At 67.9% G+C, this 21,700-nt stretch carries 22 protein-coding genes and 1 riboswitch; of the genes, 9 read left to right on the forward strand and 13 right to left on the reverse strand.

Translation table 11 applies throughout. The features are described from left to right. Window positions 1–25 precede the first annotated feature (25 nt). A riboswitch (glycine riboswitch) is annotated at window positions 26–118 on the reverse strand. Further along, a complete protein-coding gene (locus ACGFH6_RS06405) occupies window positions 116–499 on the reverse strand; it encodes a DUF3817 domain-containing protein (protein WP_393381008.1) in 384 nt (127 codons plus the stop codon). (Overlaps the previous riboswitch by 3 nt.) Window positions 500–620: 121 nt before the next feature. On the opposite strand from ACGFH6_RS06405, the gene ACGFH6_RS06410 reads away from it, so the two are divergent. Beyond that, the gene (locus tag ACGFH6_RS06410) at window positions 621–2,108 is read left to right on the forward strand and encodes an alpha/beta hydrolase (RefSeq protein WP_393381010.1); all 1,488 of its coding nucleotides are present in this window, start codon (window positions 621–623) and stop codon (window positions 2,106–2,108) included. A gap of 49 nt (window positions 2,109–2,157) precedes the next feature. Continuing rightward, window positions 2,158–2,385 (forward strand): hypothetical protein, encoded by a 228-nt coding sequence (locus tag ACGFH6_RS06415; RefSeq protein ID WP_393381012.1) that lies wholly within the window; start codon window positions 2,158–2,160, stop codon window positions 2,383–2,385. 196 nt (window positions 2,386–2,581) lie between these two features. Here ACGFH6_RS06415 and ACGFH6_RS06420 read toward each other — a convergent pair whose 3' ends face one another. Next, on the reverse strand, window positions 2,582–4,012 hold the full coding sequence (locus ACGFH6_RS06420; protein ID WP_393381014.1) for an aminopeptidase P family protein: 1,431 nt from the start codon (window positions 4,010–4,012) through the stop codon (window positions 2,582–2,584). A gap of 84 nt (window positions 4,013–4,096) precedes the next feature. Beyond that, entirely contained in the window at window positions 4,097–4,819 is a 723-nt protein-coding gene (locus tag ACGFH6_RS06425; protein ID WP_393381016.1) for a GntR family transcriptional regulator, read from the reverse strand. Between the two features lie 157 nt (window positions 4,820–4,976). Between ACGFH6_RS06425 and ACGFH6_RS06430 the strand changes: the two genes are divergently transcribed. The 4 genes from ACGFH6_RS06430 to ACGFH6_RS06445 are packed head-to-tail and all read left to right on the forward strand — an operon-like array spanning window position 4,977 to window position 8,490. After that, window positions 4,977–6,287: an NRAMP family divalent metal transporter gene (locus tag ACGFH6_RS06430; RefSeq protein WP_393381018.1), complete on the forward strand. Its 1,311-nt coding sequence runs from the start codon at window positions 4,977–4,979 to the stop codon at window positions 6,285–6,287. A 15-nt stretch (window positions 6,288–6,302) separates the two neighbouring features. Next, window positions 6,303–7,055, forward strand: coding sequence for a LamB/YcsF family protein (locus tag ACGFH6_RS06435; protein WP_393381020.1), 753 nt, complete (start codon window positions 6,303–6,305; stop codon window positions 7,053–7,055). Next, window positions 7,055–7,660 (forward strand): allophanate hydrolase subunit 1, encoded by a 606-nt coding sequence (locus ACGFH6_RS06440; protein WP_393381021.1) that lies wholly within the window; start codon window positions 7,055–7,057, stop codon window positions 7,658–7,660. The genes ACGFH6_RS06435 and ACGFH6_RS06440 overlap by 1 nt, the downstream gene beginning before the upstream one ends. Then, window positions 7,657–8,490 (forward strand): biotin-dependent carboxyltransferase family protein, encoded by an 834-nt coding sequence (locus tag ACGFH6_RS06445; protein WP_393381022.1) that lies wholly within the window; start codon window positions 7,657–7,659, stop codon window positions 8,488–8,490. The genes ACGFH6_RS06440 and ACGFH6_RS06445 overlap by 4 nt, the downstream gene beginning before the upstream one ends. Here the strand turns inward: ACGFH6_RS06445 and ACGFH6_RS06450 are convergent. From ACGFH6_RS06450 to ACGFH6_RS06460, 3 genes are all read right to left on the reverse strand, one after another. After that, window positions 8,487–10,529: a hypothetical protein gene (locus ACGFH6_RS06450; protein WP_393381024.1), complete on the reverse strand. Its 2,043-nt coding sequence runs from the start codon at window positions 10,527–10,529 to the stop codon at window positions 8,487–8,489. The two genes, ACGFH6_RS06445 and ACGFH6_RS06450, sit on opposite strands and share 4 nt — an antisense overlap. Before the next feature lie 54 nt (window positions 10,530–10,583). Further along, window positions 10,584–11,567 carry a WD40/YVTN/BNR-like repeat-containing protein gene (locus ACGFH6_RS06455; protein WP_393381025.1) on the reverse strand — a complete coding sequence of 328 codons (984 nt, stop codon included), beginning with the start codon at window positions 11,565–11,567 and terminating at the stop codon, window positions 10,584–10,586. 259 nt (window positions 11,568–11,826) lie between these two features. Beyond that, the gene (locus ACGFH6_RS06460; RefSeq protein ID WP_393381026.1) at window positions 11,827–12,621 is read right to left on the reverse strand and encodes a class I SAM-dependent methyltransferase; all 795 of its coding nucleotides are present in this window, start codon (window positions 12,619–12,621) and stop codon (window positions 11,827–11,829) included. A gap of 59 nt (window positions 12,622–12,680) precedes the next feature. On the opposite strand from ACGFH6_RS06460, the gene ACGFH6_RS06465 reads away from it, so the two are divergent. Continuing rightward, a complete protein-coding gene (locus ACGFH6_RS06465; protein WP_393381028.1) occupies window positions 12,681–13,241 on the forward strand; it encodes a TetR/AcrR family transcriptional regulator in 561 nt (186 codons plus the stop codon). Window positions 13,242–13,259: 18 nt separating this feature from the next. Here ACGFH6_RS06465 and ACGFH6_RS06470 read toward each other — a convergent pair whose 3' ends face one another. Both ACGFH6_RS06470 and ACGFH6_RS06475 read right to left on the reverse strand, forming a co-directional pair. After that, complete coding sequence (locus ACGFH6_RS06470) at window positions 13,260–13,769, reverse strand: VOC family protein (RefSeq protein WP_393381029.1); 510 nt, start codon at window positions 13,767–13,769, stop codon at window positions 13,260–13,262. Window positions 13,770–13,825: 56 nt separating this feature from the next. After that, window positions 13,826–14,803 (reverse strand): GlxA family transcriptional regulator, encoded by a 978-nt coding sequence (locus ACGFH6_RS06475; RefSeq protein WP_393381031.1) that lies wholly within the window; start codon window positions 14,801–14,803, stop codon window positions 13,826–13,828. A gap of 69 nt (window positions 14,804–14,872) precedes the next feature. Between ACGFH6_RS06475 and ACGFH6_RS06480 the strand changes: the two genes are divergently transcribed. Both ACGFH6_RS06480 and ACGFH6_RS06485 read left to right on the forward strand, forming a co-directional pair. After that, window positions 14,873–15,511 (forward strand): HD domain-containing protein, encoded by a 639-nt coding sequence (locus ACGFH6_RS06480; protein WP_393381032.1) that lies wholly within the window; start codon window positions 14,873–14,875, stop codon window positions 15,509–15,511. Between the two features lie 80 nt (window positions 15,512–15,591). Further along, complete coding sequence (locus tag ACGFH6_RS06485) at window positions 15,592–15,942, forward strand: UBP-type zinc finger domain-containing protein (RefSeq protein ID WP_393381034.1); 351 nt, start codon at window positions 15,592–15,594, stop codon at window positions 15,940–15,942. Between the two features lie 12 nt (window positions 15,943–15,954). Here the strand turns inward: ACGFH6_RS06485 and ACGFH6_RS06490 are convergent, their stop codons facing one another. The 5 genes from ACGFH6_RS06490 to ACGFH6_RS06510 form a co-directional block, all read right to left on the reverse strand. After that, window positions 15,955–16,956: a proline racemase family protein gene (locus tag ACGFH6_RS06490; RefSeq protein WP_393381035.1), complete on the reverse strand. Its 1,002-nt coding sequence runs from the start codon at window positions 16,954–16,956 to the stop codon at window positions 15,955–15,957. After that, window positions 16,953–17,855: a dihydrodipicolinate synthase family protein gene (locus ACGFH6_RS06495; RefSeq protein ID WP_393381036.1), complete on the reverse strand. Its 903-nt coding sequence runs from the start codon at window positions 17,853–17,855 to the stop codon at window positions 16,953–16,955. Before ACGFH6_RS06495 ends, ACGFH6_RS06490 begins: the two co-directional genes overlap by 4 nt. Then, the gene (locus tag ACGFH6_RS06500) at window positions 17,852–19,792 is read right to left on the reverse strand and encodes an FAD-dependent oxidoreductase (RefSeq protein ID WP_393381038.1); all 1,941 of its coding nucleotides are present in this window, start codon (window positions 19,790–19,792) and stop codon (window positions 17,852–17,854) included. The genes ACGFH6_RS06495 and ACGFH6_RS06500 overlap by 4 nt, the downstream gene beginning before the upstream one ends. Further along, window positions 19,789–20,952: an NAD(P)/FAD-dependent oxidoreductase gene (locus ACGFH6_RS06505; RefSeq protein WP_393381039.1), complete on the reverse strand. Its 1,164-nt coding sequence runs from the start codon at window positions 20,950–20,952 to the stop codon at window positions 19,789–19,791. The genes ACGFH6_RS06500 and ACGFH6_RS06505 overlap by 4 nt, the downstream gene beginning before the upstream one ends. A 111-nt stretch (window positions 20,953–21,063) precedes the next feature. Then, complete coding sequence (locus tag ACGFH6_RS06510; protein ID WP_393381041.1) at window positions 21,064–21,669, reverse strand: helix-turn-helix domain-containing protein; 606 nt, start codon at window positions 21,667–21,669, stop codon at window positions 21,064–21,066. Window positions 21,670–21,700: the final 31 nt, after the last annotated feature.

Here is a 21,700-nt window from a genome sequence, read left to right on the forward strand (position 1 = left end):
GTCCGGGGACGTCTTCCAGAGGTGCCTCGCCCGTGCGGTGAAGGTGCCTGAGAGATTCTTGGGGAGAGTTGCTCCTACGGCGCCCGGGTCGTGCCCGGGTCTCTCCCGCACGGGTTCATGCGGCTGTTGAGTTAGCTGACGCCCTGGACGGTACGGCGGTGTCCCGGCCGTCGTCAATCCGGCCGGTGCGCACCGCCCAGATCTCGAAGAACCAGGTGAACAGCGGCGGAACACTGGCCGCCAGCGCGAGCAGCGTGACCGGCCAGGACCAGCGCAACGGGCCACGCACCAGCAGCACGGTGAGCACGTACACGATGAAGATGCCGCCGTGGATCGGGCCGAAGATCTTCACCCCGAGCTCGTTGTCGGACAGCACGTATTTGAACAGCATTCCGATCAGCAGACCGGTCCAGGAGATCGCCTCGGCGATCGCCACCGTGCGGAACCAGGTCGCGTGCTTCTTCGTGCCGGCCGGGGCGGCAACAGTCGTCTCGGTCATCGACCCGACCCTAACAAGTCCCCCAAGCCGCGCCCGGGGTGTGTCGAGGGCTGCTCCCCGATGTGCGTAGGCAAACGGTTGCTGAGGATCGAGGGAGTTCCCCAGACAGGAGATTCCCCTGATGACAGCCAGACAAGTGCTCAGGACCACCGCGTGGGGTGTGGTCCTGGGATTCGCCGCGGCGGGTCTGACCGCGGTGCCCGCGCCGGCCGAGGTACCCAAGCCGGTGACAGTGCAGTGGTCCGACTGCAAGCCCGAGGGCAAGGACGATCCCGAGGAAGTGAAGGGATCGCAGTGCGCGACCTTGCAGGTGCCGGTGGACTGGCATCACCCGGACGGACCGACGTTCGGCCTCGCGATCGCCCGGCGTACTGCGAAGTCCCCGAGCGACCGGGTCGGCGTACTGATGTGGGGCCCGGGTGGTCCCGGTGACTCGGGCGTCGACCGGATCAAGACCGGCATGTTCCGGTTCAGCGAGGACCTGCAGGACCGGTTCGACATCGTGAGCTTCGATCCGCGGGGGGTGGCTCGCAGCAACCCGGTGAAGTGCACGGCCGCACTGCTGGCCCAGCAGCCGTCGCCGATCATCAAAAGCGCCACGGCGTTCCGCGTCACCATCGCCTACAACAAGCAGCTCGCGACCGACTGCCGCGAGCACACCGGGCCGGTGTACGACCACATCGACACCTGGCAGACGGTGCGCGACGTCGACGCGATCCGCACGGCGCTCGGAGAGTCGGCGATCTCGTTCCACGGCAGCTCGTACGGCACCGTGCTCGGCGGGCAGTACGCCGAGACGTACCCGGGCCGGGTGCGCGCGATGGTGCTGGAGAGCGTGGCCGACCACAGCGCGGCGTCGGCGAAGGAGTTCGTCGACGACCAGGCCGAGGCGGCCCAGGACTCGTTCTCGGAGTTCGTGAAATGGTGCGACTCGGCAACGACCTGTGCCCTGCACGGGCGCGACATCCACGCCCTGTGGACGGACCTCCTGGCCCGTGCCGACCGTGGCGAGGTGCCGGACCCACAGCACCCGGACGTCGCGACCACACCGTTCAACCTGAGCTTCTACGTGTTCCGCCAGCTCTACGACCCGGAGTGGCGAGCGCTCGCGGACACCTTGAAGCAGCTCGACGCCAGCGCGCCGCCGACCGCGCAGCCGCCGATCCCGCCCGGACTGGCATCGAACCCGCTGGCCGTGTTCTGCCAGGACTGGAACCTGCAGGTCAGCGACTACAAGGAGTACGCCGGTCTTCTCGCCCGGCTGGCACGGAACAACCCGGACATGCGGTACCCAGGTCAGCTGATGGCCGTGTCGATGTGCCTCGGACAGCCGCCGGCCACCAATCCGCAGCATCGGTTGAAGGTGCACGGCCTGGATACTCCGGTCCTGCTCGCGAACGCGATCCACGATCCGGCCACCGGCTACAACTGGGCGAAGAGCGTGGCACGCCAACTGGGTAACGACGGCAGGCTGCTGACCTACGAGGGTTGGGGCCACGGCAGCTACACGACCAGTCCGTGCGTGCAGTCGACGATCGACGACTACCTGATCGCACGCGAGGTCCCGAAGCGCGGCCGCAGCTGTCCCGCCGTACCACCGGTGGGCTGAGACGAGTCCGGGCCGGCGCTCCCAACTAGCGCCGGCCCGGGGTTCCTGCGTGGACTCAGACCGGTACGCCGGTCACATCGAGTACACGGTTGATCTCGTCGCCGCGGACCATGCGGCCCGCGAGCAGGCGAAGTTCGGCGCAGGCGGATTCGAGGGCCTGCGTCTGGGATCGGCAGTTGTCGACGTACCAGAAAGGATCGTCGGGCTGCGGATCATCGGCGTCGTCGATGTCGGCGTACCAGCGTTGATCGCCGCAGTGAACTACGCGCACTCGTAGGTTCATGACGTGCTCCCCGTGCCCCAGGATTCTGGGTCCCCCACGGCCCCAGTCGGGGCCGCCTCGGCCGGGCGCGTGGTACGCGGCCCCCCACTGCCACGCGCCGAGCCGAGTTCGACCCTCCCCCGCTCCCTACATCGTTGCCGAGGGCCTCAGTGTTACTGCTTGTGATGGGTAATTTTCCGGAGTCGACCGGTCACCGCGCGTCGAGGTGGGACCGCGTCCACTTCTCCAGGCCGTCGGTGGTGATCGGAAGGTCCTTGGTGAGGATCTCGAGCCGGTCGGAGTGGACCACGACGTTGTCCTCGATCCGGATTCCGATACCGCGCAGTTCCGGCGGCACGGTCTCGTCGTTCGGGTGGAAGTAGAGCCCAGGCTCGACCGCTAGCGCCATCCCGGCCTCGATGTCGCCGGCGAAGTACGCCTCCGGACGCGAAGCGTCACAATCGTGGACGTCGAGGCCGATGTAGTGGCCCGTCCCGCACACGATGAAACGGCGGTGCTGCTGCCCGTCCGGGCCGAGCAGTTCGTCGATCGAGACGTCGAGCAGCCCCCAGTCGCGCAGCCCTTCGGCCAGCACCCGCATCGCCTCGTACTGGAAGGCGCGGTACGGCGCTCCGACCTTGACGGCGTCGAGTGACGCCAACTGGGCCTTGTGCACCAGGTCGTGCACCTGCCGCTGGGCCGCGGTGTACTCGCCGGTGGCCGGGAACGTCCGGGTCACGTCGGCCGTGTAGAGCGTCCGGGTCTCGACGCCGGCGTCCAGCAGGATCACGTCGCCCTCGTTCACCGGGCCGTCGTTGCGGACCCAGTGCAGCACCGGCGCATGATTGCCAGCAGCAACGATCGAGGCGTACCCGACGCCGTTGCCCGCGGTCCGCGCGCGCCGGTCGAAGGTCCCCTGCAGCCACCGCTCCCCGCCGCCCCGGATCGCCTCCGGCAGCTCACGCGCCACGTCGCCGAACGCGAGCACGCTGGCCGCGACGGCCTCCCGCAGCTGGTCCAGCTCCCAGTCGTCCTTGATCCGGCGCAGCTCCGCCAGCGTCTGGCGCAGCGAGTTCCCGTCCGTCGGGGAGGTCCGGACCAAAGCGTCCAGCATCGGCTCGACGCCGGGCACCGACAGCATGAACGGCACCGCGCCGCGCACGCCCTGGGGCAGCTCCTCGATCGGGCGGCAGGGGATCTGCAGCGCGTCCGACCAGTCCTTCAGCCCGGGCACCGGCCCGATCCACAGCTCACCGTCGCGCGCGTTGGCGAAGAAGTCGGCCTCGTCCGGCCCAGCGGTCTCGCGCAGGTACAGCGTCGCCTCGCCGTCGGCCGACAGCACCAGTACGGCGCCTTCGGCCTGGCAACCGGTGAGCCAGACGAAGTCGCTGTCGGCGCGGAACATGTAGTCGGTGTCGTTCGAACGAACCGGCGCACGGCCGGCCGCGATCGCGATCCGCCGGCCCGGCAGCGACGCCGACAGCTTGCGCCGGTGTTCGGCCGCGGCCTCGGCAAGTCCCTCCGGCACGGTCACGGATCGGTCGACGGGCCCCCAGCCGCGCGAGATGGACTCCCGGAACCCCTTCGCGTCGATCGGGCGGTAGGACTTGGGTGTCTGCTCGGTACGGTCGTCGTCGGTCATGCGCTGTGCTCCCCTTTGCAGCTGACGGTTACAGGTATCAACTCAGGTCGTGGCGGAGCGCGCAAGCCCTTATCGCCTGTTGGATCAGCGAGCCCGGAATGCTTCGAGAATCCCCTGCTCGCTGTCGAGCAGGTACTGGTGCAGGTCGGCCGCGGCCTGCTCGTACTTGCGCGCCTCGAGCAGCTCGAACAGCCCGCGGTTGCGTGCGATGTACGGCTCGTGCAGCTCGCGCGGGGTCGCGATCACGTGGAAGAGCAGCCGCAACTCGGCCAGCAGGCGCCCGGTCATCGCGTCCATCCGCGTGCTGTCGGCCAGACCGATCAGGTGCTCGTGGAACCGCATGTTCGCCGTACCGACGGCCGGCCAGCGGTCGACGAGCGCGGCCGCCTCGGCTGCTTCGACGTCGGCCTGCAACGGCTCGAGCCGGCTGGCCGGCAGCTCCGGGTCACGCTCGGCCAGGCCGCGGACGACGTCGACCTCGAGCACGCGGCGCAGCCGGTACAGGTCGATCACGTCCCGCTCGTCCAGCTCCGGGACGAACACCCCGCGGTGCAGCTTGTAGACCAGCAGCCCCTCGTGGGTGAGCAGCCGGAACGCTTCCCGCAGCGTGTTCCGGCTGACCTCCAGGACCTCCGTCAGCTCGATCTCGGAGAGCTGGGCGCCGGGCGGCAGCGCGCCCTCGGTGATGCTGCGGCGCAGGATGTCGGCGGCCCGCTCGGCCGAACTACTGCGGTCCAGCCGCGCGACATCGTCGGCCACTGTCCGCAACCATGCCTGCCGGCCCTCGTCGGCCCCACCCGTGCTCATCTCCGCATCATCGCCCACCCGAGGCGGTGAGGGGAAGTTTAGTGGAACAAGACTCTTGCAGGATTGTTGAACAATCTCTACGCTCAAGTCATCCCTCGTTACTCACAGCCATGGAGCCCATCCCGACAGCAGCCCGCCAGACCCTGGAGACACGCCCATGTCGACGCCCACCTCGAAACGTCCGCACCGCCCACCGCGGCGGCCCACCACGAAGCCAGTCACCCGCCGGACCAATCCCTATGCCCGCCGGCTCGCCCCCGCGGCCGGACGGAAGACGCCGGACAACGCGATGAAGACCGGCAGCCGGTCGACGCTGATCGGCGCGATGTTCCTGATGGCCACCTCCGCGATCGGGCCGGGGTTCATCACCCAGACCACACTGTTCACGGTGTCGCTCGGCGCGGCGTTCGCGTTCGCAATCGTCGTCTCAGTGCTGGTCGACATCGCGGTGCAGTTGAACGTGTGGCGGGTGATCGGTGTCTCCGGGCGCCGGGCCCAGGAGCTCGGCAACCTGGTCGCCCCCAGACTCGGTACGGCGATGTCCGCGCTGCTGTTCGCCGGTGGACTCGTCTTCACGATCGGCAACGTCTCCGGCACCGGGCTCGGCACCGACGCCATGATCGGGCTGGATCCGCGCCTCGGCGGCGCACTCTCCGCAGTCATTGCCATCGGCATCTTCTTGTCCCGGCGGGCCGGGGTCGCGATGGATCGGGCCGTGATCATTCTCGGCAGCGTGATCATCCTGCTCACCGGGTACGTCGCGATCACCTCGGACCCACCGGTCGGCCAGGCGCTGCGGAACGTCGTACTGCCGTCCCACGCGGAGTTCCTCGTCATCACCACGCTGATCGGCGGAACGATCGGCGGCTACATCACGTATGCCGGTGCCCACCGGCTCCTCGACTCCGGGGTGTCCGGGCCGCCGTACGTCCGGGACATCACTCGCGCGGCGGTCGGCGGGATCCTGCTCACCGGCCTGATGCGGGTCGCCATCTTCCTCGCCGTACTCGGTGTCGTCGCGGGTGGAGCGACGCTCGACCCGGCGAACCCGACCGCCTCGGCCTTCCAGCACGCGGCCGGCGAGTTCGGCCTGCGCGCCTTCGGGGTGGTGCTGTGGGCGGCCTCGATCGCCTGCGTGATCGGAGCGGCGTACACGACTGTCACCTTCGTCACCTCGCGGACGAAGACGTCGGAAGGGACCAGGACGGTCCTCGTCGTGCTGTTCATCGCGGTCAGCACAGCGATCTACCTGGCCGTCGGTACTGCGCCTGCCCAGTTGCTCGTGTTCGCGGGAGCGTTCAACGGGTTGCTGTTGCCGCTGGGGATCGGCGTGCTTCTCTGGGTGGCATGGCAGCGCCCCGACCTGCTCCGCGGCCATCGCTACCCGCGGCGGCTGCTCTGGCTTGGTGGGGCGGCCTGGCTGCTCACCGTGTATCTGGCCGTTCGTTCGATCGTCGCCCTGTTCTAACTTGGAGGAGTGTTCATGGACCTCAACGCCGATCTCGGTGAGGGATTCGGATCGTGGCCGATGGGTGACGACAACGCCCTGCTGGACGTCGTCACCAGCGCCAACGTGGCCTGTGGCTTCCACGCCGGCGACCCGTCGATCATGCGCCGAGTCACCGCGCGGGCTGTCTCGCGTGGCGTGGCGATCGGGGCCCACGTGGGGTACGCCGACAAGGCGGGATTCGGCCGGCGCTTCGTCGACATCGAGCCGTCGGTACTGCGCGACGAGGTCGTGTACCAGATCGCCGCGCTGGACGGCTTCGCGCGGATCGCGGGCGACCGGGTCCGGTACGTGAAGCCGCACGGCGCGCTGTACAACACGATCGGCCACCATCTCGAGCAAGCCGCTGCCGTCGTGGACGCGGTCGCCGACTACAACCGTTCGCTGCCGGTGCTCGGCCTGCCCGGGTCGGCCTGGCTGCGGCTCGCGGCCGACGCCGGACTGCCCGTCGTACACGAGGCTTTCGCGGACCGTGCGTACACACCCTCCGGCACCTTGGTGTCGCGGCGCGAGCCCGGCTCGGTGCTGCATGACGCGGACGAGATCGCTGCCCGGTGTACGGCGATGGCCACCGGGCAGCCGATCCACGACATCGAGGGTGGGACGCTGAAGGTCGAGCCGGCCTCGATCTGCGTCCACGGCGATACGCCGGGCGCGGTCGACATCGCACGCAAGGTCCGGTCCGCGATGGAGGGGGCGGGCGTGACGTTGAGCCCGTTCACCCAGTGATGCGGATCCTGCCCTCCGGCGACCACGCGCTCCTGGTCGAACTCGACACCCTCGACCAGGTCCTCGGCTACTACACCGCCCTCACCGCCTCACCACCCGCCGACGTCATAGACATCGTCCCGGCCGCCCGCACCGTCATGGTCACGACTTCCGGTGGTCTGGACGCGCTGTCTCGCGTCCTGCGCGCTGTCACACCTGCTGACGGAGCCCACGCGATTGGAGATCTGATCGAGCTTCCGGTCGTCTACGACGGTGAGGATGTTGCCGACGTCGCCGAGGTGCTGGGCTGCAGCATCGCCGAGGTGGTCGAACGCCACACGGCAGCTGAGTGGACCGTCGCCTTCTGCGGCTTCTCCCCCGGCTTCGGCTACCTCACGTCCACCGCGACGTGGGACATCCCACGACGTCAGTCCCCACGGACAAAGGTGCCGACGGGAGCCGTGGCTCTGGCTGGGGAGTTCAGTGGGGTCTACCCGCGAGAGTCGCCGGGTGGGTGGCAACTGATCGGGCGAACCGACGTGAAGATCTTCGACCAGGAGCGCGATCCGGCCGCTCTGTTCCATCCGGGCCGCCGGGTCCGGTTCGTCGACGCGGGCCGTGGATGACCAGCCTCACCATCCTCGAAACGGGGCCTTTAGCAACAATCCAGGACGCCGGCAGAGCCGGACAGGCGTCCCTCGGCATCCCCACGTCCGGCGCCTGCGACCGCGCGTCGTACGCCCTCGCCAACCGCCTGGTCGGAAACCACGACGGTGCCGCCGCGATCGAGGTCACCTTCGGCGGCCTCGTACTGCACGCCGACAACGACCTGACCATCGCCATCACCGGCGCACCCTGCCCCGGCGTCCCGTTCAACGCACCGGCCGTGATCAAGTCCGGCCAGGTACTCCGACTCGGCCCGCCGCGGACCGGTCTCCGCACGTACGTCGCCGTCCGCGGCGGAATCGACGTACCGCCGGTCCTGGGGTCCCGCTCGACCGATCTCCTCTCCGGCCTCGGTCCCGCACCACTCACCGCCGGCGTAACCCTGCCGGTCGGCTGCTCCTACAACCCGATGCCCGGCGTCGACCTGGCCCCCGTCGCCGACCCGCCCACCGGCGAAGTCGTCGTACGCGTAACCCCCGGCCCCCGACGCGACTGGTTCACCGACGCCGCCTGGGCGACCTTCACCACCCAGTCGTATGCCGTCAGCAGCAACAGCAACCGCGTCGGCGTCCGCCTGGACGGCGAACCCCTCGAACGCGCGCGCACCGGCGAACTGGCCAGCGAAGGCATGACCCTGGGCGCCATCCAGATCCCACCCTCCGGCCTCCCCGTCATCTTCCTCGCCGACCACCCCGTCACCGGCGGCTACCCCGTCATCGCCTACGTCACCACCCCTCACCTCAACCCCTGCACCCAACTCCGCCCCGGCCAACCCCTCCGCTTCACCTAGGTGAGAGGTGGGAACCTCCGCCGCCCGTCGACGCCCACGCGCAGCCGCTCCGCCGGGTGGCGGTAGCAGCCTCGGTCCCGCGAGGGCCGGAACCAGAACCCACCCGCCTCGATGTCCATCTCCTGCAACTCGTCGGGCAGCGGAACGGCGCTGTCGCGAGCGGTACTCTCCGCCTTCAGTCGCAGGTCGTCGCCTGGTTGCGGCGAACCGGGGGTGTCGAGCGACTTGAACGCGGGATCGTTCGACTGGCCGTTCTGCTCCTGCGGCGATTCGGCTTGCACATAGTCGGCAAGGTCCGGGTACTGGTCGAAGTGATCGGGGTCGCCTGTGATCGTCACGAAGAACTTCTTCTCCGGGCCGGTGCCGAATCGGTGGTAGGTGTTCCCATCCGTCGGTCCGGGGAACTCACTCGGTGGCAGGAAAGCGATCGTCCTGGCCTCGCCCGGTCGCGAGTACACCGCCACGAAGATGTTGTTGTACGCCCTCCGTCGACCAGCAGGGCCCAGCGGCTTGTAGTGGCCGAAGGCGGTGAGCACGATCTCCTCGCGCGCCGCGCCGACAGCCCCAGGGTCGAGGACGATGCAGGTGTTGTGGAACAGGTCGAACGGTCCTTCGTCCGTGCCGTCCTTGTAGAACTGGCCGTGTCGCAACGATCGCTGCTCGGTCTGGCTGCGCGGCCGGTTTCCCAGGGTCGGGCGCCGGATGTCGATCAAGTTCCGGAAGATGGAGATCTGCCCGACACCGCCTCCGGCGAAGCTCAGCGCCGTCAGGCATTGCGTGATCACGTTCTGGTAGATCCTCGCGTCCTTGGTCCCCGGTACGCCGGCCACGATCATGCTGTCGTCGTTGATGTTGTGCACCCAGTTGTGGTGGAAGCGCATCTGATCGCCGAATGCGACCGAGATGTCATGCCCGTTGACAATCTCGCAATGATGCACCGAAACGCGCACGGCGCCTTCGTCCGAGGACAGCAGCACCCCACCGGTGGACGCGCCGAGCCGGTTCTCGACCACGGCAGCATCCGGCGCCGGGCGGAACCTGTACGTGTCCTTGCGGTCGCTGCGGAAGAACCACGTCGGGAGGCCGCCGTCGATCAGACAGTGCTTGACCTCGATGTCCGTGTTGGCCTCACCGGGGTTTTCCGACTCGGTCTGGAGCCGGATCCCGCGACTGGTTGCCCAGACCCGAACGTGGTCGAAGGTGATGTCGGTGCAGTTCCGGAGCCGGACCGTGTCTTCGTCACCGAACCGCAGGGTGAGGTTCTGGAACACCATGTGTTCGCAGGTCACCAGCCGCAGGACGTGGCTCTCGGCGGTGGACAGAGCCAGGCGCAGTTGCCGTGGGTCCGTCTTCCCGGTGTAGTCCGGCCATCCGTCGATCAGGTTAGACGTGTGCGACAGACGGATATGGACTCTGCGTCCGTCGTCGCTCTCGTCGAACCAGATACCGGGGCCCATGTACACGAACGGCCGATATCGCCTCTTCGGCGCGAACGACTGGTCATCGTCGGTGAGCTGCTCATGGGACACGTCCGGCCCGAGTTGGTCCGGATTGTCCGCCAGGTCCTCGGGGTTCGGCCAGAGTTGGTTCGGAGAACGCAGGTCCTCGACACGGTCGTAGGTGACCAGCCGCGTGTACCGGCCCGCGTTCAGAAACGCGCCCTTGCGGACCACCGTGGAGCGGGCCCCAGGCACCTGCTCGAACCGACGCGTCGATTCGTATTCGCCAGGATGCCCGGTCACGGGTTGCCAGTCGGTTGCGAACGATGCGCCACGGAACTCGGCGACGGTGGAGTCGATGGTCACCCGCTCGAGCTTGTATGGCTTGACCACGAGCTTGACCGAGTCGGTCCCCTTCACGCCGGTGAGATTGATCGACTCCACATAGGTCCCGCCCCGCAGGTAGACGAAACCGCCATCGGCCGCGGCCGTGATGCCCTGCGCGATCAGGTGGTACGGGTCCTCCAACGTGCCCGACCCCTCCGGCACGGGATCTACTCCAGGTGGCGGCGGGCTCACGTAGAACTCAGGAATCACCATGGTCTGCTCCGATCCGATCAGCGCCGCGGCGGCTGCAGTACACGGCGGGCGTTGTCATCGCAGTAGCTCGGCGGCCTTGAGGTCCTTGCCTACGGCCCAGCAGGCGTCTTCTGTGCAACTGACACCGCGCAGGTCGTTCTGGTCGAACCAGCGCCAGCTACGCCCACCGTTGGCGGTGATGTCACTGCCCGACATACCAACGGCCACGGCGGTGTCTCGTCGGCTCGGATCCACCGCCATGTTGATTCGGAAGCCAGCCAGCGATCGCACCCGCTTCCAGGTCCTGCCTCCATTGGTGGTCCTGGCAGCCACGCTCGGCTTGTTGGAGGACGGGTCGCCACCCCCGAGCGCCAAGCCGTGCCTGGTATCCCAGAAGGCCAACGAAGCGATGCCGAACTCCGGGTCACCGGGTATCGGGGTGTCTGCCACCGACCAAGTGCGACCACGATCGCCGGTATGGAACACGCGACCGTTGGCATCCTTCGACCCGGTGCCGAACCAGGCATCGTGAGGACCCTTGGTGACCAGACAGGTCCCAGTCGCGCGCCCGAACTCGTCGGGCAGAGCGTCAGGCATTCCCTTGGTGGGGGCGACTTTCCAGGTCCAGCCACCGTCGTCCGTGATCAGGATCCGGAATGTGCCCTGGACCGGGTCGCTCATCGCAATACCATTCACGGCATCAAAGAACGCGATGCCGTTGTAGAACGCGTCCGCCTCCCAATTCTCGAACACCAGCTTCCAATCCTGCCCGCCGTTGACAGTCCGATAAATCCTCGAACCTTGGAGCACACCGGACGCCAGCGCCAGGACCTGATCGCGATCGAAAGCGTAGACATCACGAAACGTCAGACGACCGGCATCGGGAGGAGTGACGTTCTCCCAGGACCCTCCTCGGTCCAACGTCCGGACAACCAGTCCCGGACTGCCGAGTTCGCCAGGGCCGTCGAAACCACCCGAGGCCCACACAACATCGCGGTTGACGACGTCGATGCCGATGAGACTTGAAGGAATTGTTTGCATGAAACGCCAGGACGACATGGCTACTCCGATGACAGGTATCCGTCAGTGCTGAGGGCCGGCCTACCTGGCACGCCACATGCTCGGCCGGCTTGCCTCAGCAGCTGGGGCCGCCATGAGTTCCGAAGAACTATCAATCTGCTGAGGTAGAGAGATACCTGTCAATTTCGACATTTGCGCCCCCCCCGGTCAGTTCCTGATTCCTCGGCCGTGCCGAACCAGAAAACTGCCGCTTTACTGTCACATTACAGCGGCGGATAGGCGCAGTCGATAGTCTTCGTCAGGTCGGGCCTTTGCGGCCGATGAGGTGGAAGATTCGGCTGAGTTGGCGGTAGGGGTCTCGGCGGCCGGCTTCGAGTTCTACTGCGGCTGTTGCTTCCAGTTGCTTTGTGTCACTGGGGTCCAGCTCGGCTCCGGCGAAATCGAGCCAGTCGACGAACAGCCAAACGCCGTACCAGCGCAGAGTCTCCACGTCCCGGATTCGCAGGAGGTCGGTGAGCTGCTCCACGGTGTGGGCTCGAGTCAGGAGCCCCAGTACTGCGATCTCTTCCGTGGCGTCGAATGCTGCCAGGGCGTCGTCCCATCGCCGTTCCATGGCCGGCCGGACCGCGGACGTGTTGGCGTTGCCCGCCATGATCGAGACGATGCCACCGGGAGCAGCGCGTTGGCACAACTGGTCGAGCAAGGGCTCCTGCTGCTCGAGGTAGCCGAGCACGCCGTGGCACAGCACGGCGTCGAAGTGTCGGCCATCGACCGCTTCGCCGGCGTTCGCACCGTCGGCCTCCACAAACGTGACCCGTCGCTGGGCCTCAGCGGGCAATCCCTCGAGTCGCTGTCGCGCCTTGTCCAGCATCGCGGGCGATGGATCGAGCAGCGTCACGTCGTACCCCGCTCGTGCCAACGGGAACGACTGATGGCCCGCGCCGCCGCCAACGTCGAGCACAGACGCCGGAGGCGGTGGCAGATGCTCGAGCAACTGCTGGTGCATCACGTACGTGCGCACCCGCCCCTTCACCGTGGCGTAGGCCCCATCGGCGAATTGGTCAACCAAACCGGCCCAGGTGTCAGCGTCCACCCGACCACAGTACAAGTTAGTAGTTAGTAACTAGTAACCTAGCCACCATGGCTGCGCGCATGAGGGGATCTGAACGGCGGTCCCAGCTGTTGGGGATCGCCGCGCGTGAGTTCGCGGCTCACGGACTGCACGGCGCGTCGATCGAGGCGATCGCGCGCGAGGCCGGGATCACGCAGGCCTACGTCTTCCGGATGTTCGGAACCAAGAAGGCCCTGTTCCTGGAGCTGGTCGGCGCAGCCTTCGACCGCTTCAGCGACGGCATGTCCCAAGCCGCCGCCGGCGCCCAAAGCCTCGACGCATTAACGCTGATGGGTGCGCAGTACTACGAACTGCTCGCCGAGCGCACCACGCTCCTGTTGCAGTTGCAAGGCTTTGCGGCCTGCGGTGACAGCGAGGTGCGCGACCTTGTCCGGACGCGACTCGCCCACATGTGGGACACGGTCGCCGACACCACAGGCCTGGACCCAGTAACAGTGAAGTCGTTCCTCGCCTACGGCATGCTCCTGAACAACGTCGCCGCCCTCGACGTCGACGAACTGGACGAGCCATGGGCCAACGGCGTACGCACCCGCATCCAGCCGGGTCTCTTCGAACACATCACCACACGAACCAACCGCTGAACGCCTGAGGCCGGTGGCTCAGCCGTTGGTGGTTCTTGTTTGCATTTCTGTGGCGAAGGAGGCTTGGGCTTCGCGCATGGTGGCTAGTTCGGTTGGGTTGGCGAAGAGGTCGGGGAGGGTGGCGGGGTCTACGTCTTGGAGGTGGGTTTGGAGCCACCAGATGTTGCCGAGGGGGTCTTTGACCCGGCAGCCGCGGTCGCCGGTGATGCCGGAGTACATCAGCGGGGTGACGACGGTTGCGCCGGCGTCGAGGGCGCGGGCGTAGGTCTTGTCGACGTCGTCGACGTACACGCTCAGGAAGCTGGGGGTGTCCTGCCAGTCCGGGGCGGCGTCGAAGGTCATGAGGACCGAGTGGCCTACGGTCACCTCGGCGTGGCCGATGGTGCCGTCCTGGTTGGGGACGCGGAGGCTGGTGCAGACCTCGAAGGTGTGCTCGACAAAGTCCAGGAAGCGAGCGGCACCCTTCACCACGACGTACGGCGTGATCGTCGACTTGCCACCGGGGAGCTGCTGCGTTGTCTGCGTCATGTCTCCGAGTCTGCAGCAGGAAGCGGCCAGCTTTTGTCCTCTTCTCGAAACGCTGGTCATCCGGCCGCGCGGAAGCGGCGGAGGTATTCGGTGGGCGTCGTACCGAGGTGTCTGGCGAAGGCTCGGCGGAGGGTTTCGTCGCTGCCGAGGCCGCTGAGCCGGGCGGCTGAGGTGATGCTGTGGCCGTCGAGGAGAAGTTGCTGGGCTCGGTCGAGGCGTACACGTTCGACCCACCGGGCCGGCGTGGTGTGGAACTCGGTGTGGAACAGGCGAGTGAGGTGCCGCGGGCTGAGGGCAGCCGACGCGGCCAGGGCGGGCAGGCTGTGGTCAGCTGCGGGGTCGGCGACCACAGATTCGGTCACTGCTCGGAGTGGATCGCTGCGAGGTGGTGGGGTTGCGATCGCTGTGGAGAACTGGGACTGACCGCCGGGTCGTTGCATGAAGACGACCAGCTCCCGGGCGATCTCGCGAGCGACCTCCGCGCCATGGTCCGCCTGGACGAGGGCGAGGGTCAGATCGATGCCGGCGCTGATACCGGCCGAGGTCACGTACCGGTCGTCGTGGATGTGTAGCGCGTCCGGTTCGACACGCACTGACGGATAGCGGCGGGCGAGGGTCTGGGCGTGACGCCAGTGGGTAGTGGCGCTCCGGCCGTCCAGGAGCCCGACTGCTGCGAGTACGAAGGCACCCGTGCAGACGGACGCCACCCGGCCGGCCTGATCCGTGAGAGCGCGGACCGCGGCGAGCAGGTCGCCGGGCACTCGATCGACCAGGTGGTCGGCTCCCGCGACCATCACCGTGTCGAAGGGACCCGCCCCGGCTGCTGCTGTGGTGGCGGCGAGGGTCGGACCGGAGGATGTCGCGATGTCTCCACCTCTTGGGGAGACGAGAGTCGACTCGTACCGGGCGCCGTTGCGGTTGGCCTGGTGAAGGACCTCGAGAGGGCCGCTGACGTCGAGGAGGGTCACGCCGTCGAACACCACCAGGGCGATCCGATGTGTCCGAATCTGTGGTTCACGTGGCGTTCTGGACATGGCATCAGCGTAGCCACACCAGCGAATCTGGACGCACAGACGAGGCCACATCAGGAAGGCAGAACGACGATGAGCGAAGAGATCGCCGGGGTACGGATCCCGGACAGTGCCCTGGTCCGCGAGGCGACCGAACTGGTCCGTGAGGTTGCGTCACCGCTGCTGTTCGATCATTCGCGGCGGGTCTTCCTGTTCGGTGCGTTGCGCGGCCGGGAGCAGCGCCTCGAGTTCGATCCGGAGTTGCTGTACGTCGGCGCGATGTTCCACGACCTCGGTCTGACCGACCGGTTCCGTCGTACCGACCAGCGGTTCGAGATCGACGGCGCCGATGAAGCGCGCCGCTTCCTGCAGGCGCACGGCGTCACCGGGGAGCCGGCCGATCGGGTCTGGACCGGCATCGCTCTGCACACGACCCCGGAGATCCCGTTGCACATGGCGGCCGAGATCGCGCTCGTCACCCGCGGTGTCGAACTGGATGTCCTCGGCATCGGTTATCTGGCGGTCACCGACGAGCAGCGGGCGGCCGTGGTCGCGGCGCACCCGCGGCCGGACTTCAAGAACCGGATCCTGGCCGCGTTCACGGACGGCATCAAGGACCGGCCGGAGACGACCTTCGGGAACGTCAAGGCCGACGTCCTGGAGCATTTCGTCCCCGGTTTCCACCGCGGCGACTTCGTCGACGTGATCAAGAACTCCGACTGGCCCGAGTAGGACCGAGCCACACCCGGCGGACGCGTCGGGCGTGCCTGGGCTGCTTGTTTGGGGGCGGTGGGCAGGCGAGGATGTGCGGTATGACGGAGAGTTCTGGGACACCGGGAATCGACAGCACGGTTCCGCCGAGCGGGACCGGGTGCGCGGAGTGCCTGGAGGTCGGCGGCTGGTGGTTCCACCTGCGCCGGTGTGCGCAGTGCGGACATATCGGGTGCTGTGACTCCTCCCCTGCGCAGCATGCATCGGCTCACGCGTCCACGACCGGGCACCAGATCGTCCGCAGCTTCGAGCCGGGCGAGGACTGGTTCTGGCACTACGGCGAGTCCCAGTACTACGAGGGTCCTGCGCTCGCACCGCCGGAGTCCCGCCCGGTCGACCAGCCGGCGCCCGGCGGCAACGTCCCGCCCGACTGGCAGAACCACCTCAACTAGTAGGCGACAGGGCTAGAGGACGAAGCCGGCGGGGAACGGGTCGTCGGGGTCGAGCATGTAGTTGGCTGTTCCGGTGATCCAGGCTCGGCCGGTCACGGTTGGTACGACGGCCGGCCGCCCGCCGACCGTGGTTTCCTCGATCAGGCGTCCGGTGAAGCGGGTGCCGATGAACGACTCGTTCACGAAGTCGGTGTCGAGCGCGAGCTCACCGCGGGCATGCAGTTGCGCCATCCGGGCCGACGTACCCGTCCCGCACGGCGACCGGTCGAACCACCCCGGGTGGATCGCCATCGCGTTGCGCGAGTCCGCACCGTCGAGACCGGGCGCGGTGAACTGCACATGCTTGCACCCGTTGATTCCCGGATCGAGCGGATGCACGGGCCGGTCGGTCGCGTTGATCGCGTCCATGATGTCCAGCCCGGCCTGCAGGATCCGGTCCTTCTCGGCCCGGTCGAACGGGAGGCCGAGCTGTTCCAACGGCAGGATCGCGTAGAAGTTGCCGCCGTACGCGAGGTCGTAGGTCACCTTCCCGAGTCCCGGAACGTCCACCGTCGCGTCCAGTGCATGGCTGTACGACGGAACGTTGCGCAACGTTACGTGCTCGGCCCGTCCGTTGCTGACGGCAACGTCGACGACGACCAGGCCGGCCGGGGTGTCGAGGCGGACCTTGGTGACCGGCTCGGTCACCTCGACCATGCCGGACTCCACCAGCACGGTGGCGACGCCGATGGTGCCATGGCCACACATCGGCAGCAGGCCGGACACCTCGATGTAAAGCACGCCCCAGTCCGCGTCGGACCGGGTCGGCGGCTGCAGGATCGCGCCGCTCATCGCCGAGTGCCCGCGTGGTTCGTTCATCAGGAACAGCCGCAGGTCGTCCAGGTGCTTGATGAAGTACTCCCGCCGCTCGGCCATCGTCGCACCGGGGACGACGCCGACCCCGCCGGTGACGACGCGGGTCGGCATTCCCTCGGTGTGCGAGTCGATCGCGCTGATGGTCCGGATGGACCTCATCGCAGCGACTCCACGGCCTTCTTCATGTCCTGCTCCAGTTGGGTGAGGTGCTCGGGCACCAGGGGTCCACGCGGCGGGCGGCACGGACCGCCGTACCGGCCGACGTAGTCCATGCCGTACTTGATCGCCTGGACGAACTCGGTCCGCGAGTCCCACCGGAACGCGGCGACCAGCGGCTCGTACAGCGCCCGCGCCTCTTCCAGCTTGCCTTGTACGGCGAGGTCGAACAAGCGGACCGATTCCTTCGGGAACACGTTCGGGAATCCGGCGAACCAGCCGGTCGCGCCCATCAGCAGGGCCTCGAGGGTCAGGTCGTCGGCGCCGGCGATCACGGCCAGGTCCGGCGCGACCTCGCGGATCTCGAGGATCCGGCGGACGTCTCCGGAGAACTCCTTGACCGCGACGATGTTCTCGATCTGCGCGATCTCGCCCAGCAGGTCCGGGGTCAGGTCGACCTTGGTGTCGTGTGGGTTGTTGTAGACCATCACCGGCAGGCCGGCCTTCGCGACCTCGGTGAAGTGGTGGATCACCTCGCCACGGTTCGCGCGGTACATGGTCGGCGGCAGGCACAGTACGCCGGTCGCACCGTCCTCGGCCGCCTTCTCCGCCCACGCGCGGGCCTGGTGTGCGCCGACGCCATGTACGCCGACCACCACGATGCCATCGTTGCCGACGGCCTCGATCGCCGTGCGGGCGACGGCACGGCGCTCGTCATCCGTCAGCGACGAGTACTCGCCGAGGGAGCCGTTCGGGCCCACTCCGCGGCAACCGTTGTCGACCAGCCACCGGCAGTGCTCGGCGTACTTGTCCAGGTCCGGACGCAAACCTGCCGGCGCCGACGCGTCCTCGGCGTACGGCAACGCGGTGGCAACGATCACGCCTTCCAACTTCTCCGTCACAGATCCTCCTGAGCCTCTGCCAGATCCCGCAGCCTCACCGGCACGGCGATCGGTCGTTTCATCGATGATTCCGGTGCACCAACCAGCGCACCGACGGTCCGCGAACAGACCCGTCCCTGACACATCCCCAGTCCGGCGCGGCTGCTGAGCTTCAGCGCCCGGCCGTCCTGCACACCACGTCCGGCCACAGCCGCGTCGATCTCTCCGCGCGTGACTTCCTCACACCGGCACACCACGGTCTCGGCCGTGCTCCACGCTCGCCACCCGTCCCGTACCGGATACGCCCGCGCCAACACCTCCGCAAACTGTCGCCCACGCACGACGGCTTCCCGTGCCCCCATCGCGCCCGCCAGACCCTCGCGGTCTCCCGCTGCCCCGGCACCAGGCGGGTCCGGCGTACTTGCTCCCGCGTGATGGGCGGCGGCTGCACCGGCCACTCGACCTTCGGCAGCCGCTAGGTCCGCGCCGCCGATTCCGGTGAGCTCACCGGCGGCAAACACAGCGGGGGTGGTGGTTTCTTGGTGGGCGTCGACGACAACTGCTGGGCCACCGTCCGGGCCGGTCGTGAGGTTGCAGCGGGCGGAGACTGCGAGCTCGAGTTGAGCGGTGAAGCCGAAGCCGAGACAGACCGCGTCGACCTCGATCCGTCGCTCGGAGCCCGTGATCGGCTGCCACGAGTCGTCCAGCCGTACGACGGTGACGGCTTCGACGTGGTCGGTGCCGTGTGCGGCGACGACCGTCCAGCCGTGACGGAGCGGAATGCGATGCTTCGCCAGTAGCGCGCCGTACCCGAGGGCCTCGCGGAATTTGCTGGAGGCAACTAGTGGGTTGGTGAGCCAGCCGCGGCGGACTGTTCGCAGGGTGTTGGCCTCTAGTAGCTCGACGACCTCGGCTCCGACTCCGATCAGCGATTCTGCTACCGGGAGGAGGAACGGGCCGGTGCCTGCGACGAGTACGCGTTTGCCGACGGCGATGCGTTGTCCTTTGGCCAGTGCTTGTGCGGCGCCGGCACTGTAGACGCCCGGTAGATCCCAACCGGGGAAGGGAAGTACGCGGTCGTAGGCACCTGTGGCCAGGACGATCGCCTTCGCGTCAACTGCGAAGACCTGTCGTCCGGCGCTGTCCGCTGGTCCTTGTTGCACCCACAGTCGGAGGCCTTCCATCGCCCACACGGAAGTCTCCGCGAGATGGGTGATCCGCTCATGCCTCGCAAGCCGATCCCGCTGCGTGACGAATCCTTTCCAGCCGTGCTGCAACCGGCCGGCCCGCCGAGCCCCGAATTCCACCGGCAGTTGCCGGTTGAATTGCCCGCCCACACTCCGCCCGTCGTCGATCAACGTCACCGACGCACCACCATCCGCAGCCGCCAAAGCTGCGGCGATCCCGGCTGGCCCAGCCCCCACCACAACCACGTCAGCCACCCGCGGGACATCCGAGGTGGAAGCAGAGTGGGAGGACCCCGAGGCCAGATCCGCCCAAGGCTGCGCGTGGGTGCTGGCTGACGTGCCGCGGGCCGTCTCCCGAGCCTGCGCGTGGGAGGTGGCTGACGTGTCGCGGGCCGTCTCGCGAGGCTGCGCGTGGGCGGGGGCTGGCGCTTCGACTGTCCGGTGGCCGTCTGCAGGTTGGGGTAGGGCTGCGCCTGGTTGGGTTGTGATGGTGTCTGCTGGCTGGATGGTGCGTTGGCAGGCTCGGATGTCGGGGGTGCCGTTGACTATGACGAGGCAGTCGTGGCAGGCGCCGATGCCGCAGAAGACGCCGCGGGGGCGTGCGGCGATGCGGGTGGTTCGCCAGGAGTCTCGGCCGGTGGACAGCAGCGCGGCGGCGACTGTTTGGCCGGCCAGGGCGGTCACCGGTTCGCCGTCCACGGTGATGTCGACGGGCGTCGGCGTACCGACTCGGGCGGGGTCGCCGTCGCGGGGGCGGAGGTAGGCGGTCATGAGGCGAGCACCGCCGGACGGTCGACGCGGAACGGATCCGGGTCGACATGGGGAGCCAGTCCCAGGAACAGCTCGGTGATCAACCGACCGGTCGACGGCGCGAGTCCGATGCCCGCACCTTCGTGACCAGCCGCGTGCCACAGACCCGGCGTACGAGGATCCGGCCCGATGACCGGCAGATGATCCGGCGCATAAGGACGGAAACCGCCGTACGCCCGCATCACCGGCACGTCGCCCAGGAAGGGAAACAGCCCAACCGCCTTCACAGCAAGCTCACGCAGCACCTTCACCCGGAGTGAGTCGTCGAACCCGATTCGCTCCCGACTCGAGCCGATCAGGATCGTCCCGGCCCGCGTCGACTCCACCACCGTCGACGTCTGCAGCTCAGCGTCGCCGCTCCCGACCGCACCGACGTAGTCCGCGTCGTACACCTTGTGCCGAACGCATTCCGGCAGCGGCGCCGTCACCAGGATCACCCCGCGCCGAGGCAGCACCTGAATCGGCGCACCCGCATCGGCACTGAACGACCCAGCCCATGGCCCGCAGGCATTGAGTACGGCGCCGCACGCGATCACACCGTCATCGGTCTCGACCCCGACAACCCGTCCCTGAGCCGAACGTCGTACCGCCCGAGCCGTCACCCCCGAGCGCACCTCACCACCGCGGTCCCGGACGGCCGCGAGCAAAGCTGTTGCCGCGAGCACCGGTTGCACCTGCGCATCATCCGGGTAGTGGACCCCGACCGTCACCCGAGGAGTCAGCAAAGGCTCCAGCTCGAAGGCCTCCATCGGCGTGATCACGCGAGCATCGAGGCCCGCCGCCCGCTGCTTGGCCGCGAACGCCTTGAGCGGCTCGGGGTCAGTCGTCGCCACCACGACCCCGCCCTTGGTCTCCCACTCGACATCGGCGACCCGCTCAGGCAACCGCGACAGCACGACGTCCCACTCGGCCCGCGAGGCGATCGCCAACTCGAGCTCCGGCCCGGGCTCCTTGTCCGAGACGAGCACGTTGCCCTCACCGGAGGCCGTCGTACCGGCGGCCGGGCCGTCGCGATCGATCACCAGCACCCGGACGCCCGCCGCGGAGAGCGCCTCGGCGCAGGCCGCGCCGATCACGCCCGCGCCGACGACCACCACGTCGGGTATCGCGGTACCGGGCATCAGACTCTCCGTTCAGTAAAATGAACGAAACCGAGCCTACGCGTCCACCCTCGGCACGGTCAATGCACTCATCCGGCACTCACCAAGCACTCACTGGGCACTCACCCTGTACTACCCCGGCAGATGCGGGCTGCCCGGCGTGATCGGGTACGCGTCCGGCGGGTACTCCAGCAGCAGCACGGAACGCACCAGACCGTCCACCGCCTCGTACCCGTGCGGCCCGCCGGCCCGGAACGCCAGGTAGTCCCCCGGCCCCAACTCCTCAGTCCTGCCACGCGAGGTGATCCGCAGCCGCCCGGTCAGGACGATGTGATGCTCGGTCCCAGGATGCCCGTCCGACTGCTGTACGGCGTCCGGCCGGACCTCCTGGTTGTAGACCTCGAACAACCCACCGGGTGTCTCCAGCCGCCGCAGCATCCGCAGATCGATCGCTTCACCGGACAGTACGTCGATGTCCGCCGACCGTACGAGGACCAGCTCCGCACTCGGCGACTCGCTCAGTAGCGCCGACACCGGGACCCCCAGAGCGTTCGACAGACTGAACACTGTCTCGATCGTCGGGTTGCCCGCCCCGGACTCCAGTTGCGAGAGCGTCCCCTTCGCGATCCCCGACCGCCGGGCCAGCTCGGACAGCGAGATGCCCTGCTCGTCCCGCCGCATCCGCAGATTCGTCCCGAGCAACCGTCCCGCACCCATCGCCGCCACAGCCCGGAGCATGCCACATGCCACGAAGCACCGGCTCGGTTTG

The sequence above is a fragment of the Kribbella sp. NPDC049227 genome (assembly GCF_043197265.1).
Taxonomy (GTDB): Bacteria; Actinomycetota; Actinomycetes; order Propionibacteriales; family Kribbellaceae; genus Kribbella.

Coding starts and splice junctions, on each gene's coding strand:
- ACGFH6_RS06435 (WP_393381020.1), top strand. CDS start 6,303: ATGGACCTCAACGCCGATCTCGGTGAGGGATTCGGATCGTGGCCGATG.
- ACGFH6_RS06470 (WP_393381029.1), bottom strand. CDS start 13,769: ATGACGCAGACAACGCAGCAGCTCCCCGGTGGCAAGTCGACGATCACG.
- ACGFH6_RS06490 (WP_393381035.1), bottom strand. CDS start 16,956: ATGAGGTCCATCCGGACCATCAGCGCGATCGACTCGCACACCGAGGGA.
- ACGFH6_RS06485 (WP_393381034.1), top strand. CDS start 15,592: ATGACGGAGAGTTCTGGGACACCGGGAATCGACAGCACGGTTCCGCCG.
- ACGFH6_RS06410 (WP_393381010.1), top strand. CDS start 621: ATGACAGCCAGACAAGTGCTCAGGACCACCGCGTGGGGTGTGGTCCTG.
- ACGFH6_RS06500 (WP_393381038.1), bottom strand. CDS start 19,792: ATGACCGCCTACCTCCGCCCCCGCGACGGCGACCCCGCCCGAGTCGGT.
- ACGFH6_RS06465 (WP_393381028.1), top strand. CDS start 12,681: ATGAGGGGATCTGAACGGCGGTCCCAGCTGTTGGGGATCGCCGCGCGT.
- ACGFH6_RS06420 (WP_393381014.1), bottom strand. CDS start 4,012: ATGACCGACGACGACCGTACCGAGCAGACACCCAAGTCCTACCGCCCG.
- ACGFH6_RS06425 (WP_393381016.1), bottom strand. CDS start 4,819: ATGAGCACGGGTGGGGCCGACGAGGGCCGGCAGGCATGGTTGCGGACA.
- ACGFH6_RS06505 (WP_393381039.1), bottom strand. CDS start 20,952: ATGCCCGGTACCGCGATACCCGACGTGGTGGTCGTCGGCGCGGGCGTG.
- ACGFH6_RS06440 (WP_393381021.1), top strand. CDS start 7,055: ATGCGGATCCTGCCCTCCGGCGACCACGCGCTCCTGGTCGAACTCGAC.
- ACGFH6_RS06405 (WP_393381008.1), bottom strand. CDS start 499: ATGACCGAGACGACTGTTGCCGCCCCGGCCGGCACGAAGAAGCACGCG.
- ACGFH6_RS06510 (WP_393381041.1), bottom strand. CDS start 21,669: ATGCTCCGGGCTGTGGCGGCGATGGGTGCGGGACGGTTGCTCGGGACG.
- ACGFH6_RS06480 (WP_393381032.1), top strand. CDS start 14,873: ATGAGCGAAGAGATCGCCGGGGTACGGATCCCGGACAGTGCCCTGGTC.
- ACGFH6_RS06475 (WP_393381031.1), bottom strand. CDS start 14,803: ATGTCCAGAACGCCACGTGAACCACAGATTCGGACACATCGGATCGCC.
- ACGFH6_RS06430 (WP_393381018.1), top strand. CDS start 4,977: ATGTCGACGCCCACCTCGAAACGTCCGCACCGCCCACCGCGGCGGCCC.
- ACGFH6_RS06455 (WP_393381025.1), bottom strand. CDS start 11,567: ATGTCGTCCTGGCGTTTCATGCAAACAATTCCTTCAAGTCTCATCGGC.
- ACGFH6_RS06450 (WP_393381024.1), bottom strand. CDS start 10,529: ATGGTGATTCCTGAGTTCTACGTGAGCCCGCCGCCACCTGGAGTAGAT.
- ACGFH6_RS06445 (WP_393381022.1), top strand. CDS start 7,657: ATGACCAGCCTCACCATCCTCGAAACGGGGCCTTTAGCAACAATCCAG.